The 13,715-nt window shown below is 39.1% G+C and carries 13 protein-coding genes and 1 pseudogene; 3 read left to right on the top strand and 11 right to left on the bottom strand.

Annotated elements, in window-relative coordinates; genetic code table 11:
• A pseudogene (locus OOZ15_RS04105) lies at positions 1-195 on the bottom strand (IS1595 family transposase); the annotation flags it as partial.
• A 317-nt stretch (positions 196-512) separates the two neighbouring features.
• Between OOZ15_RS04105 and OOZ15_RS04100 the strand changes: the two are divergent.
• Entirely contained in the window at positions 513-1,559 is a 1,047-nt protein-coding gene (locus tag OOZ15_RS04100; RefSeq protein ID WP_265954530.1) for a ferredoxin--NADP reductase, read from the top strand.
• Between the two features lie 252 nt (positions 1,560-1,811).
• On the opposite strand, the gene OOZ15_RS04095 is transcribed toward OOZ15_RS04100, so the two are convergent.
• The 5 genes from OOZ15_RS04095 to OOZ15_RS04075 all read right to left on the bottom strand — a co-directional run bounded on the left by OOZ15_RS04095 (position 1,812) and on the right by OOZ15_RS04075 (position 5,944).
• The gene (locus OOZ15_RS04095) at positions 1,812-2,207 is read right to left on the bottom strand and encodes a transposase (protein ID WP_265954528.1); all 396 of its coding nucleotides are present in this window, start codon (positions 2,205-2,207) and stop codon (positions 1,812-1,814) included.
• Positions 2,179-2,865 (bottom strand): IS110 family transposase, encoded by a 687-nt coding sequence (locus tag OOZ15_RS04090; RefSeq protein ID WP_265954526.1) that lies wholly within the window; start codon positions 2,863-2,865, stop codon positions 2,179-2,181. The genes OOZ15_RS04095 and OOZ15_RS04090 overlap by 29 nt, the downstream gene beginning before the upstream one ends.
• Before the next feature lie 284 nt (positions 2,866-3,149).
• Positions 3,150-3,857: an alpha/beta hydrolase gene (locus OOZ15_RS04085; protein WP_416337307.1), complete on the bottom strand. Its 708-nt coding sequence runs from the start codon at positions 3,855-3,857 to the stop codon at positions 3,150-3,152.
• 331 nt (positions 3,858-4,188) lie between these two features.
• A complete protein-coding gene (locus tag OOZ15_RS04080) occupies positions 4,189-5,220 on the bottom strand; it encodes a glycosyltransferase family 9 protein (RefSeq protein WP_265954524.1) in 1,032 nt (343 codons plus the stop codon).
• A 115-nt stretch (positions 5,221-5,335) separates the two neighbouring features.
• Positions 5,336-5,944 (bottom strand): DUF4254 domain-containing protein, encoded by a 609-nt coding sequence (locus OOZ15_RS04075; protein ID WP_265954522.1) that lies wholly within the window; start codon positions 5,942-5,944, stop codon positions 5,336-5,338.
• Between the two features lie 233 nt (positions 5,945-6,177).
• Here OOZ15_RS04075 and upp point away from each other — a divergent pair, with 233 nt between their 5' ends.
• Positions 6,178-6,834, top strand: coding sequence for a uracil phosphoribosyltransferase (gene upp, locus OOZ15_RS04070; protein ID WP_265954521.1), 657 nt, complete (start codon positions 6,178-6,180; stop codon positions 6,832-6,834).
• Here the strand turns inward: upp and OOZ15_RS04065 are convergent.
• Entirely contained in the window at positions 6,823-7,746 is a 924-nt protein-coding gene (locus OOZ15_RS04065) for a DUF6427 family protein (RefSeq protein ID WP_265954520.1), read from the bottom strand. The two genes, upp and OOZ15_RS04065, sit on opposite strands and share 12 nt — an antisense overlap.
• A 48-nt stretch (positions 7,747-7,794) precedes the next feature.
• On the opposite strand from OOZ15_RS04065, the gene OOZ15_RS20250 reads away from it, so the two are divergent.
• Positions 7,795-7,995, top strand: coding sequence for a DUF6341 family protein (locus OOZ15_RS20250; RefSeq protein WP_265954519.1), 201 nt, complete (start codon positions 7,795-7,797; stop codon positions 7,993-7,995).
• Between the two features lie 258 nt (positions 7,996-8,253).
• Here OOZ15_RS20250 and OOZ15_RS04055 read toward each other — a convergent pair whose 3' ends face one another.
• The 4 genes from OOZ15_RS04055 to OOZ15_RS04040 form a co-directional block, all read right to left on the bottom strand.
• Entirely contained in the window at positions 8,254-9,321 is a 1,068-nt protein-coding gene (locus tag OOZ15_RS04055; RefSeq protein WP_265954517.1) for a hypothetical protein, read from the bottom strand.
• Positions 9,318-11,015, bottom strand: a complete 1,698-nt coding sequence (locus OOZ15_RS04050) for a DUF6909 family protein (RefSeq protein ID WP_265954515.1) — start codon at positions 11,013-11,015, stop codon at positions 9,318-9,320. Before OOZ15_RS04050 ends, OOZ15_RS04055 begins: the two co-directional genes overlap by 4 nt.
• 129 nt (positions 11,016-11,144) lie before the next feature.
• The gene (locus tag OOZ15_RS04045; RefSeq protein ID WP_265954514.1) at positions 11,145-12,638 is read right to left on the bottom strand and encodes a GH3 auxin-responsive promoter family protein; all 1,494 of its coding nucleotides are present in this window, start codon (positions 12,636-12,638) and stop codon (positions 11,145-11,147) included.
• 6 nt (positions 12,639-12,644) lie between these two features.
• Complete coding sequence (locus OOZ15_RS04040) at positions 12,645-13,517, bottom strand: M23 family metallopeptidase (protein WP_265954512.1); 873 nt, start codon at positions 13,515-13,517, stop codon at positions 12,645-12,647.
• Between the last annotated feature and the right edge of the window lie 198 nt (positions 13,518-13,715).

Below are 13,715 nucleotides of genomic sequence, written 5' to 3'. Positions count from 1 at the left end.
AGTGGCTGATTCTATATGGTGGCAGATATTACATTGCCGAGAAAAACCTTTACGGTTTTGATAAGCATTATGATTGCATCTTGTGCATTTATATGCAATTTTTGCCTTAATCGATGCTAGATATTCTTTGCAGTCTCCATCGGTTTTAAAGCGATCGGAGAACTCCAGAAGGTTTTGCCCTTTAAATATGTCCATTTTTTAATATATTTACTATGATTGAAGATACGTATTTAAATACTGACCTCTAACAGCTTTTTTTAAATCTAAAAAATTGAACTCCGAAGGGGTTAGACTTTAATAAACCCGAACAAACACAGTGCAGTTTGGGATTCAATAGATACATTCGGACAAGAACCCCAGAAGGGTTCAATTTTATCTGCAAATAAATAACAGGGACAAACTGATAAATAATTTAACCGAATAATGGAAGATTCGTTGAATTCATTAATAAATTTTTCTTAATCTAATTTTATATGGAGGTTTCAATGCCTATTTTTGCCAAAAATTTTTAAATGATCCATTTTCATACGCTTACTGTTAAAGCAGTTGATAAAATAACCCCTAAATCTATTGTTATTACATTTGAGATACCGGAAAACTTGAGTTCAGAGTTCAAGTTTGAACCCGGGCAATACATTACTATCAAAAAAGAAATTAACGGAGAAGAACTCCGCAGGTCTTATTCCATTTGTTCCAGTCCAGATGTGAAAAACATTTCTGTAGGGATCAAGGAAATGCCGAACGGTACTTTCTCAAAATACGCGCAAACCATCTCCGCCGGTGATACTTTTGAAGTACATCCCCCGGATGGTCGCTTTATTTTCGACCCGAAAAGCGGGAACGACAAAACCATCGCTGCTTTTGCTGCCGGTAGTGGCATCACTCCCATTATGAGCATCATGAAAACAGTTTTGGAAAAAACGGACAGCTCTTTTCTATTGGCCTATGGAAATAAAACCGTTGAAAACACGATGTTTTATAACGACATCCTTAAACTGAAAGAAACCTATCCCGAACGGCTTAACCTTCATTTTCTTTTCAGTCAGTCACAGGAAGAAGGGGTTATGTTTGGACGTATTGAACGCTCTACCATTAATTATCTACTGAAAAACAAATACAAAGACATTGCCTTTGATGCTTTTTATATCTGCGGGCCCGAAGAAATGTTGAACACCCTTTCAGAAACACTATCGGACAACGGAATTGAAGAGGATAGAATAAAAGTGGAACACTTTACCTCAACAGACGACCACGAAGCTCCGGATGATATCCCTGAAGGAAAAACCAAAGTAAAAGCTTTGGTTGATGAAGAGGAATTTGAATTCATTATGGATCATAAAGAACGGGTACTCGATGCCGCTTTAAAAGAAGATATCGATGCTCCTTATTCGTGTCAGGGTGGTATTTGCAGCAGTTGTATGGCCCGATTGAAAAAAGGCAAGGTCGAAATGGTCAACAATCAGATTTTGACCGACAGTGAACTCGAAGAAGGCTTTATTCTTACCTGTCAAGCACATCCGCTTACCGATAGCATTGAAATTGATTATGATGATGTGTAGGGAAGTATGAAGGTAGAAGTACGAAGATAGAAGTGTTAATTGGAGTGTGAGTGCGTAAAGCTTAACCGCAAGGAGCGCAAAGAAATGTGCTAGGGTCGCTAAGGGTTTAACATAACTTAATAATTTTAATTGCCGCAAAGTCAGGAGACGTTTGCAGAGCGGGTTTGTTAATTGGAAAAGTTGAGCCCTTCAAGATACTGTGTTTAAATCCAAATTATTTTTTATAATTTTACACCTTAAAGAAGTCGCTTTTTAGTGACTATCTAGTGGCGGGAGGGAGGCCTCCCGTCTTTTTTCTTGCCATTGGTGCTGTGGATTGTATTCTTGGCCACTTTTCCACAAGGTATAGATCAATATCAGCAATTTTCTCATAACCGCCACCAAGCTTTGTTTTTTGTGATTGAACTTTTCGTTTAACCTGAAGTAAAAAGCCTTTAGGTTCTCATTATGCGTTGCCGCGCAAAGGGCTGGCATATAGAGCGCTTCCCGCAGGTGTGCGTTCCCTTTTTTTGAGAGCCTTGATTTCCCCTTGTACTGGCCCGATTGGTCCTGGGTCACATCCAAGCCGGCGTAACTGACCAACTGCCGGATGCTGTTGAACAATAAAAACCCGTTGGTTTCAGCAATCACCCTTGTTACGGCAATCACCCCCAACCCCTTGACCTGGGCTATCCTGCTCACTTTTTCGTAAAGCCCCCCTGTCTTGTTTTACCTTGTTGAGCAACAGCGATTCTGTTTTGTGGATGAGCTGGTTCAACAGACCCAGGTGTTCCTCAGTGGCCTTGACAACTTCCTCCATCGTGCCATGGGCCGCTTTCCAGGCATGAAGCTGTGAAGAGACCGCCGACTTTGATCTCTTGAGCTGTGAAAGCTGCCTGCTCACATCCCTTATTGCCTTGAACCCTTCACTGGGCGGGTTCCATGGACTCAATGACCGGGGCCGTTCCAAGCCTATATCGGCAATAAGCTTGGCGTCTACCTTGTCTGTTTTGGTCTTAATATTAAGGCTTTTGGCAAAATATTTCACTTTTTGGGGGAGCTCCACATAGACCCTTTCTTTTTTTGAACACAGGTAATACGCCAGCTCTTCATAATAAACCCCGGTGGCTTCCATTACGAAGACCAGAGAAGCGTTCTCCCTTTTGCGTTTTGCGCACCACTGGTGAAAAGCCTCAAAACCTTTGGAACTGTTGCCAAAAACCCTGGTCCCTTTGATAATGCTACGTTTTCCCTTAATCTCTTTAAAGCAGACATCAAACTTTTCTTTTGCGATGTCGATCCCTACCGATTGAAATAAATCCCCCATAAACCTCTTTTTAAAAAGGGCACCCCCTGTTGTCTTTCCTCGTTGTTGATACGAGATCCAATCCTTCGGAATGGTCTCTAGATACTGTGGAGACTCCTAAGGGTTACCGGAAAGGATGATTATCTTGAAGCGGACATACATAATAGTTGTCTGGGTTCTTATCATACCCCTTTCCGGCCCTTTTAATTTATTAATGTTGTAAATTTAGCCTTGTATTAATTAATGGTCAAACATACGAGGGTTCGAACCCTTGAAGGGCTTACTAATAGTTGTGTTCATCCCTCTTAATCCCCCTTCATAGGGAGAATTTGCCCACGCTCCGTCTTTCTTTCTACAATCCGTTGTACTTCATTGATCAGTAATGGAAAGGCGGGTTGTGTCATTCCATGTCCATAGCCGTCCATTTCATAGAGGGTAGTTTCTTTATGGCCCACCACCTTCATCATTCGCATTAAATAGGCGTTTTCTTCATACCTGCCCAGCATTTCCAGTTCGCGATCGCCGGTAATCAACAATAAAGGAGGCGCATCGTCACGAACGTGGTACAAAGGGGCCAAGCTATCTACAATAGCTTGTGTCCCTGGAATCCCCCGCTCTTTTCGAACAGTAAAATGCGTGATGGTATGTCCGCTAAAAGGTATCAGCCCGGCAATAGCGTTTGCATCCACATCAAAGGCTTTTAGGTAGGATTCATCCAGGCCTATCATGCTCGTTAGATACCCGCCAGCAGAATGTCCCGACACAAAAATGAGGTTTGGATCACCGTTATAGTTTTTAATATTCTTAAAAACCCAAGCCACTGCAGCAGCGGCATCTTCAATGTATTTTGGGGCCTTTACCTTTGGATTCAAACGGTAATTCACTCCTACTACGGCTATTTTTTTGTTCTTAAGGGCTTCTGGAAGTTCTTTAGACCCTCCTGTGAGGCCGCCTCCGTGAAACCAAACGACCGTTGGATAATCTTTTATATCGGTTGGATAATACAGATCCAAAACACAGCGCTCCTCAATATAAGTATCGGAATCAATTGTAGCCTTATCGTAATAGGGAATATTACTGATCGTCTTATAGTTTGTTTCCTGAGCGAAACAGATTGCACTATAAGTAATAAAAATAATAGTGATTTCTTCATTTTTTATGGTTGGTTAATGATGAACTAATTTAAACTTTCCTTAATTGGCTAAAAAAATGATCTTTTTATGTCCATACGCCTCCCGGCCCACCTGTCTGCCGATAGGCAGGTTTGCTAGAGGGTCTCTAAAAGGCCTTTTCTTGTCAGTTCGAGCATTGCTTGAACTGACAAAATCTAGTTTGAATTACTTTTTAGACACCTTCCTTAATGCTCAGCCCTACTTTTCTAACTACTTCTTCCGGAGCGATACTACGCATGGCTTCTTTATAGCCTTCAGGGGCTTTGTTCCCGTAAACTGATGTTGGAATCAACGGATATTGTGTTCTATCAGACAGCAAAGCGTTGTTTTTATCCTGATGAAAGGGGGCAAATCCAGCATAGGGATGAGTTACTCCCCAAAGCGTGATCACTTTTACGCCAAATATGGCTGCCAAGTGTCCGTTACCACTGTCCATCGAAAGCATCAGGTCTAAATGGGAAATGAGTTGCAACTCTTCTTCAAAAGTGAATTTCCCGGCAAGGTTTTTCACATTTTGGTGTCGTTCTTCTATTGCTGAAAGTGTTTTTGCTTCCTCAATCCCTCCTCCGAAGAGAAATAATTTATACGTTTTAGAAAGTGTTGCGATCACCTCTTCCATCAAATCCAAGGGATACATTTTGCCTTCATGGGCTGCAAAAGGGGCAATTCCTATCCATTTCCCATCTTTTTCCCCGACAATTTCCCTAACGGAATCGCTTAGTTCTTCCGCCGGGCGGAAAATGGGTTCCGATAAATCGATTGGAAAGCCCAGAGCCCCGAACACATCGGCATAACGTTGGTGGGTCGTTTTAAGTTGTTTGAATATCTTTCCGGTGACAAGCGATTTTTTCTCGCTTCTTCCCTTGTCAATTTTTTTAAAAGGAAGGTTGAAAAGGAATTGTTTTAGGATATTGCTCCGCAGTACATTATGCAAATCAGCAACCACATCAATATCTAAACGTTTTAATTCTTTGGAAAGTTTGTATAAACCCGTCACTCCCTTGTGTTTCCCTTTTACCTCAGCCGAATAAACATTCACGTTTTTTATGTTTTGGAAAAGAGGAGCGAAAAAAGCACGGGTCAAAACAGTAAGCTTTACGTCGGGATATTGTTTTGTAAACGCATTCAAGACAGGAACTGTCATAGCCACATCCCCCATGGCAGAGAGGCGGATGACGAGAATGTGTTTTGGTTTTTTTGGCATGGGTTTACATATAGGGTTTTATGAAGAACCCTTGAAGGGTTTCGAAACCCTTCAAGGGTTACTGTTATTGGGATTCCTGCCTTACCAACGCTACGGTTGGCACAAGTCGCAGGAATTATTTTGCTTTCCTCAATACCGGGTTTAATTCCTCATCATTGTACATTTTCATCTGCTTGTACACCTTCATGTATTTATCGCCTTTTTCGATGTCACCAAGCAGGTCATCTATTGCTGCTGAAAGGTCTTTGCGTTGTACCAACAACACATTCAGCTTCTTTTGGCAAGCCTCTCGGTGTTCTTCTGAGGCATCTTCGCGCTTGGCTTCCAACTCCATATGATAAATTTTCAAGGCAAGAATGGACAAGCGATCAATGGCCCATGCCGGACTTTCAGAATTGACCTTAGCATCGGGTTTTACCTCAACATTTTTATACTTCTCGAGGAAATAACTGTCTATATATTCTACCGTGTCGGTTCGGTCTTGATTTGATGCGTCGATTTTTCGTTTTAAGGTCAAAGCATCCTCAGGATCGATATCCGGATCCCGGATAATATCCTCATAAGCCCATTGAACCGTGTCTATCCAACATTTTCTGTACAACAAATGTGCGATAAGGTCTTTGTCTTTATCATATTTGTTTACAAAGGCTTGATCTACTGTATTTTTTATTTTATAAGTAGCAATAGCATCCTGAAAAATGCTGTTGGCTTTTGCTGAAAACATATTTTTATCTTTTAAAACGCAAATATACTTCTTATTCTTAACTTTACTTACTGAGGGAGATTTGAAATTAAGACAAACAATTTATGGGGACTATTGAGTGATGTCCGAAACAATATGTGCCACCCGCCTATGGCAGGTTAGAATACCCCCATCATATCCCTCTCTATAAATATTTATGTAAAGAGTTACGCGCTCTTTGGGTTTATAGAACAACTAACACAAGACCAAGAATTATGCATATTCATAAGCTTTCAGAAGAAAATTCAATCCTCAATGCTTTTATTGCTGAAATACGGGATGTAAACATTCAAAAAGACCGTATGCGGTTCCGAAGGAATTTAGAGCGTATTGGTGAAGTTTTGGCGTATGAGCTTAGCAAAAAGTTACATTATTCATCAAAAGAAATCAAAACTCCATTGGGAATAAAGCAAACCCATGCGATTGACGATACTTTGGTTGTTTGCTCTATCCTTCGTGCTGGACTTCCACTCCATCAGGGTATTCTGAATTATTTTGATTGGGCCGATTGTTCGTTTATCTCTGCTTATCGCTATCATACCTCAGAAACCGATTTTGAAATTATCGTCGAATACCTCGCTTCTCAAGATCTTGATAACAAGGTATTGATCCTCGCCGACCCTATGTTGGCCACAGGCCAATCCATGCTAGCTACTTATGAAGCCCTTAGCAAAGTTGGTTTACCTAAAGAAATTCATTTGGTTTCTGCTATCGGAGCCCAAGCGGGAATCGACTTTCTGAATAAACGCCTGCCCGACGACACCCAATTATGGATTGGGGATATTGACAACACTTTAAACGACAAAGGATATATCATCCCGGGCTTGGGAGATGCAGGAGATTTGGCTTTTGGAGAAAAGCTACAGAAATAAAACCGCCAATGGAACCAGAACAAACATCCATATAAGGGCTTCTTTTAGCCATTCTTTTTTAATCCATTCTACATATTTTGCCATCATAACAGCTATAGGAAAAGCTACATAGATCAATTCTGAAGTATTAGCACTTTCAGACACGACAGCCACCAAAATAGCAATCACCAAAGTCGAAAAAACCAACAGTCCAGGAACACGGGCTTTAAAAGATTTACTTTTCTTTTTCAGAAAGAAAAACAACAGCCCCCACAAACCCATGATACACATAAAAACCAAAGGCACAATATACTTTATATCTACATATTTTTCGATGATGAATTGGGGTGAGAAATTCAACATCAATAAAAAACCTTCCATATTATCACTCAAGAAAAAGTAGGTGAATGCAAGCAGCGTAACCACAAACAGGGTAACAAAGGGGATCAATAGGTTTCTGTAATCATTCTTTTTATATAAAAACAAAGCCAAAAACACCAACACAATGAAAAAAATAGCCCAACTGTAAAAAAACGCAGCGACAAAAATCCAAAGAGAAGCGTCAAAGATCTTAATTTCCATATCCCGGTTAGAACGCATACTGATCACCCTTCGAAAAGCTAAAAGCACAAAAAAATTGGAGATCAGCATATTGGTTTCATGAAAAATCTTCGGAAAAAGACAAAGTATAAGTACAAAGAAGAGACTGATGTATGAGTTTCTATCGGACAAATGGTTTTTCTTATCGATAAAATCAATCAAAAAAAGTGTAAAAAAGATAATGATCAACGATAAAACAGCCTTAACAACCAAGCCTAAACCAAATGACACGTCCAAATGGAACGCATAGGTGATTATCATAAATAAAAACACAAACACAGTCAGTATTAGAAAATTTATAGGGCTAGTTCTTCCAAAAATGCTTGATATCATGACAGGTTTTTGTATTTTTGCACTGTAAATTTAATATTTCTTTTACTGATGAGTGAGTTTTTCTATGGTATTCAGTCTTTATTTGAAGATGTTTTGTTTGTTCCTTTGAACGCATTACGTTTTTTAGACAGCTGGTGGTTGTCTAACATTATCAATTTGATTTTCATCACAATAGGTTTTGTCGCTTTCTTTTACTGGATGAGACAGATGAAAATCTTTAGCGAAAACGAAAAAACACAATCTGCATAGACTGTTAAAAACAACACGATACAAAAAATCCTATCGCCTTAACGATAGGATTTTCTTTTTTGTATTTGAATATATCAGCTGCGTTCCAACAAGAAGGTGTCTAAAAAGACTGTTTTTACATAAATTGTCAGTCTGAGCCTGCCTGCCGTCAGGCAGGCCTGTCGAAGACGATTTGATTTTCATTACACTTCGACAAGCTCAGTGTGACAAAAGTTTCCAAGACTTTTTAGACACCCTTATTATTTCCTATTTTTCCAGTTACCCCTGATTTTTACTCTTCGCGTATTCTTTAAGGAATTTGTTCAATTCTAAGATTGAAAGTCCGAGTAACACAAGTCCGAGTAAAGCAACAGTAATCAAGAACTTATAACTTCTCAATATTCCTTTTCGTTCAACTCCACTTCTCGGGAATTCAGAGATTACATTCAAAATATTTGATTTATTAGCTCTCTCCTGATTCAATTGAACAAGCCCTTGTTTTATTTCGTCAATCTTATTGATCAACGCCAACTCTTTATTTTCTTCCGTTCTGCCTTCACCCAAACTTATATTGGTTCCCTGCAAAGGTTTATCCGCTTCTTTTTCCATGACACGTTTGTACAAAAGCTGCAATGAATCTATTTCAGTCAATTGTTCATTATAAACTCTTACCTCCAGCTCAATATTTTCATCTTTGGTATTCTTTTGCTGGTTAAAATATTCATTTTGAGAAATGGATTTTATAATCGCCGGTTGTGTTTTCTTAGCCACAAGGCTATTTGTTGCAACAATAGAAATATTATGGAAACGTGCATCAAGTGCATTAAAATTTTTTAAATATGCTTCCATATCGATAACCTTACGCGTCGTTGTATCCAAGCTTCTTATAAATTCATCAAACAATTGCAACTTTTGGTTTTCGTCGGAATACGATTCAATTTCGATTTCTTTGATCGAGGCCGCCTCAGCAACTTCAATTTCCAGCAATTCCGATAAAGCTACAGAATCTTCAGCTTCTACCAATCCATTGTAAAAATTGATGTTGTTGTATAGCTGCTGCACACTGTTAAAATTAGGTTCAACCACCATACTGGAGATATATTTCGGTTCTTTTTTCATATCCAAAATAACCCCCACAACGATTCCTACTACACCTGCAATGACAAACTTGATAATATGTCTTTGGATAAACAACAAAAACGAAATGATAAGGTGGAAAATCCCTTTAAAAATATTCCCGATAAAGTTGAAAAACTTTCTAAATCCATCTCCGATCAACTTAAAAAGCTGCCCCAGATCTATTTCCTCCGATGGGTTGTTCTGATTGGGCTGAACATTCTGACTCATGCTGATTGATTATTAAATATTTGTTCTAAAATTTTCTTTGTTATTAAATATGTGGGTTTTACCCCTGTGATCCCCAAACCTCCGGAAGCCAATGTACTTCCTGTTTCTAATGGGTTATCTGATGCATAATACGCATAACGCACTTTTACATCTTTTGAAATGCTCTTACGGATCCTGGATGCCGATTGAATTGCTTTTTGATAATGCGCACCTTCCATTTCCAAACCAATCACATTCCATGTACTTTCATAAAAGAACTTTAAAATGTCTTTGTTCTGCAAAGACGTTCCTAAAACACTGATCATGGTCCCTTCAAACACCTTTAGTCCATTTCCTTCAAAATCGGCAGCACTCAATTCATTTTTGAAAGGATAATTATCGGCTGTTCCTTCAAAAATATGAGCATTCGGGATCATCAAATCGCCTTTTCCTCCTTCTAAGATCCCGGCTTTTCCCATGATAGAGACAGAAGCCACATTCATAAACGATTTTTTCTCTCCTTTTTCCTTATACGGTTTTAAAAATTCATCTATGGTTTCATAGGCTTGCTCGCCAAAGGCATAGTCCATCACGAATATGACCGGCATTTCATCCTTTTCAAGCTTAGTTCCAAAAGTAAAGTTTATTTTGTTAAAATCGATTTTTGCAGTATCAAAAATTTGAACATCGATATTGGCTCCTGATCTGTCATCAATGCTTATCATTCCGTTTTTCTCTGCATAAGCGCTTACTTTTCCCCTTAGCGTGGAACTTCCGGGTTCGCTCAGCATTTCATAAACATCGTATTCAGATTCTTTGCTGCTAAACTCTTTTTTTAACACAGCCGAAGCAAACAGCGAGTTCATCACAGAGTGCATATTGGCACTGATCACGTGAATGGGACGGTGCAGTAAATCATGTTTTTTGAGTGTTTTTTTAATTTTGTTTGCCCAGATATCCCCGTGAATATGATGTCCCAAACGTTCGCGCAACACCGGGCTAAAGGTTATGGTTCTTTTATTGCCTTCTACAAGCTCTTCAAGGGCCATTTTTCCCATCCAGAAAACAATGCTGAGAAATCTTTCAGGTTGATCTTTGGTTCCAAACACCCTATGTGCCGCCAAACACTCTTCAAAAGTCCGTCCTAAAATACCCGCAGTATGGCTCAAGGCAATTTCCCTTTCCTGAAGGGAGAGTTTCTTCTTTGTAGTAGCTTCTTCCAGTTTTTGCCAATCCCGAATGGTTTCCCCGGTTTCTTCGATAAATACTGAATCGGCAATCTTATGGGATTCTATAAACAAAAAAGTGAGATGTGTAAGAATATCATATATATCAGACCTTCCACGTGTGATCTCGATGTTCATCTGTTCATCGTCGATACGGTAACAGTTTCGTCTTCTTTTCGGTGGAATAATTACCTCAAAGCTTGAGCTTCTGTAGCCCTCTTCCGATGTCAAGTTGATATATCGACACTGCTCGATCCCGATGGGTAGCCTGTCGAGAATATAAACCAGTCCGTTTAATTCTGCTTTCCCTTCGGCAACCGACCCATATATCTCAGGTCTTAACTGTAATAACGACTCCCTAAGTGTTTCTCCAGACACCCCCATAGGCTTATAAAAGCCCCTGTTGAAAAGGTGTCTCATGGCGATATACATCCGCTCGATGGCTCCTGAAGATTCTTGAGCCCTTGTCCTTTCTTTAATTTTACTCATAAGTTTTTTTACAAAACAAAAATACGAGTTCTTTTCAAATATTGGTTGAGTTGTATTGAAGAAATAGATAAGGAAGGTTTAAATTGATGTCAATAACCTATCGATCTACTTGGGTCCAAAAGATTTCCTTCATTTATTTTTCATCAAAATATCGGCTATTTTTCGGTCGTTTGCCAAACGCTGCACTTTGTTTTGTCCGCCCAATTTCCCTTGCGATTTCATAAATTCATTAAAAGCCCCTTTACTTAACGGAGTGATTTTTAGCTGTTGCAAAATTTTCCCTTGGATCAGGTCGTAATAATAGCTGTTTTGTTTCTGAAGGGATTCATCGATTATTCTAGCAAATTCACCCATGTCTGATGGTTTTTCTTCAAATTCAATCAGCCATTCATGATAAGGCAATTCATCTCCTTCAGGAGTTATTTGCGGCGCCACAGTAAACTCATTGATCGATGCCCCGCAAGATTGTGTCGCTTCTTTCATGGCTTGCTCCACCTCTTTGGCAATCACATGTTCGCCGAATGCGGATATAAAATGTTTTATCCGTCCCGAAACAATAACCCGATACGGTTTTGTAGAAACAAATTGTACTGTATCCCCCAAATTATAGGCCCATAGACCGGCATTGGTCGATATGATCATCACATAATCAACTCCAGGCTCCACATCTTTCAATGTCAAACGCTTCGGATTGTCACTGTGAAACTCACTTGCTTTGATAAACTCATAAAAAATCCCTGAGTTCAAGAGCAACAGCATTCCTTTTTCCTTTTGGGAGTCCTGATAGGCAAAAAAACCTTCACTGGCCGGGAAAAGTTCTATGCTATCCACTTTCCTCCCGATCAAAGCTTCAAATTTAGAACGGTAAGGTTCATAGTTCACTCCCCCATAGATGAACAGTTCAAAGTTTTTAAAAATATCGCCTATTTTTTTTCCTGTTTTATCCTGTAAACGTTCAAAATACATTTGCACCCAAGACGGTATGCCACTAATCACGGTCATATTTTCAGGCAAGGTTTCTTCTACAATCGCATCCACTTTGGTTTCCCAATCGTCTATGCAGTTGGTTTCCCAACTCGGCATTCTGTTATTTTGTAAATATGCGGGAACATAATGTGCCGCAATACCGGAAAGTCTACCCAATTTGATCCCGTTCTTTTCTTGAAGCTCTGGACTTCCCTGTAAAAAAATCATTTTTCCCTCTGTAATTCCTGCGTTGCCTGTTTCATGGATATAACTTAAGATAGCATCCCTGGCTGCATAGATATGAGAAGGCATAGATTCTTTGGTGATGGGGATATATTTAGCTCCCGACGTGGTTCCGGAAGTTTTTGCAAAATAAACAGGCTTTTCCGGCCATAAAATATCCGATTCACCATCTACAACCCGTTCTACATAGGATTTTAAACCTTCATAATCCCGTACCGGAACATGTTTTACAAAGTCTGAATGGTTTTCAATATTATGAAACCCATGATCTTTGCCAAACACTGTGTTCTTTCCGTTTTCTATAAGTGTTTTGAATGTTTTTTCCTGAGTTGTGATCGGGTTTTTAATCCATTTTTCATTTTTGTTATGAACATATTTGGCAAAAACTCGTGCTACTAAAGGCTTTATCAACATAGTAGTTTATTCAAAATCTATATAATTTTCAGGATCTACGGGCTGTCCTTCGCTCCACAATTCAAAATGCAAATGTGGTCCTGTGGTCAATTCTCCTGTATTTCCAATAATGGCAATTACTTCTCCGGATTTTACCTGATCACCTTGGTTTATACTCAATGATGAATTGTGTTTGTAAACAGAAATCAATCCGAAAGCATGTTCTATAATACAAACATAACCCGTTTCTGTAGTCCATTCTGCAAAGATCACTATACCATCAGCTACTGCTTTAATAGGTGTGTCTTTAGGTGCCAGCACATCAACTGCATAATGTTTTTCTTTTCCATTGTATTTTTGCGATAATGTTCCTTTAACCGGAGGAAAAAGCACAAAGTCTGACCGTGATTCGGCTGATTCAAACAAATTGTATTTGTCTTCTATGGCTACCCTTTCCCTTAGCAGTGAATCTTGTCTGTTTGGACTAAGATCAACGTCGACCAGTATATCTCTTTTAAACTCCTCAAACAAAGAATCTTTATTGATCTCCTGAGTATTGATCTCGCCTTTGAGCACTTGTTGTATCCTGCTGTAATACTTTTCGTTGGCACTGAGTTTTGCACTCAAGGAATCGACCGTATAGGTAAGGTCCATTGCCTGCCTTTTCAACTGGGCAGAAGAATATCCCGGAATATATTCCCGTAATGGGGTAAATGCAATTATAAGTGTTGTAAAAGCGATCATAAAAACAGTAAAAAGAGTTCCCAACACAAATACATTCAATCGGTTCAACTTAAATGAAAATTTCTCTTCGAAAGTGTCTTCATTTAAAATCACCAATCTGTACTTGTGCAGTAGTTTCTTCTTGATCTGCTTTCTTCTCCTTTTCCTCTGATTCATGGTATGGCAAATATAAATATTAGGATGGTATAACAGCATTTACGTACCACAATTTGCCTTTTTTTAACGCCCGATTGCTTTTTTTCTTATATCAACCCATCTGTTACACAGCGGAAAACAGGAAATTTCTTCTGTAAGAAACTAAAATTTTAGCAAAAGAATACAAATTTTAGTTTTACATCAGGAAAGGCAATGATT

Source organism: Galbibacter kalidii (assembly GCF_026241135.1).
Taxonomy (GTDB): Bacteria; Bacteroidota; Bacteroidia; order Flavobacteriales; family Flavobacteriaceae; genus Galbibacter.
This window is presented reverse-complemented; position numbering and strand designations above follow the sequence as displayed.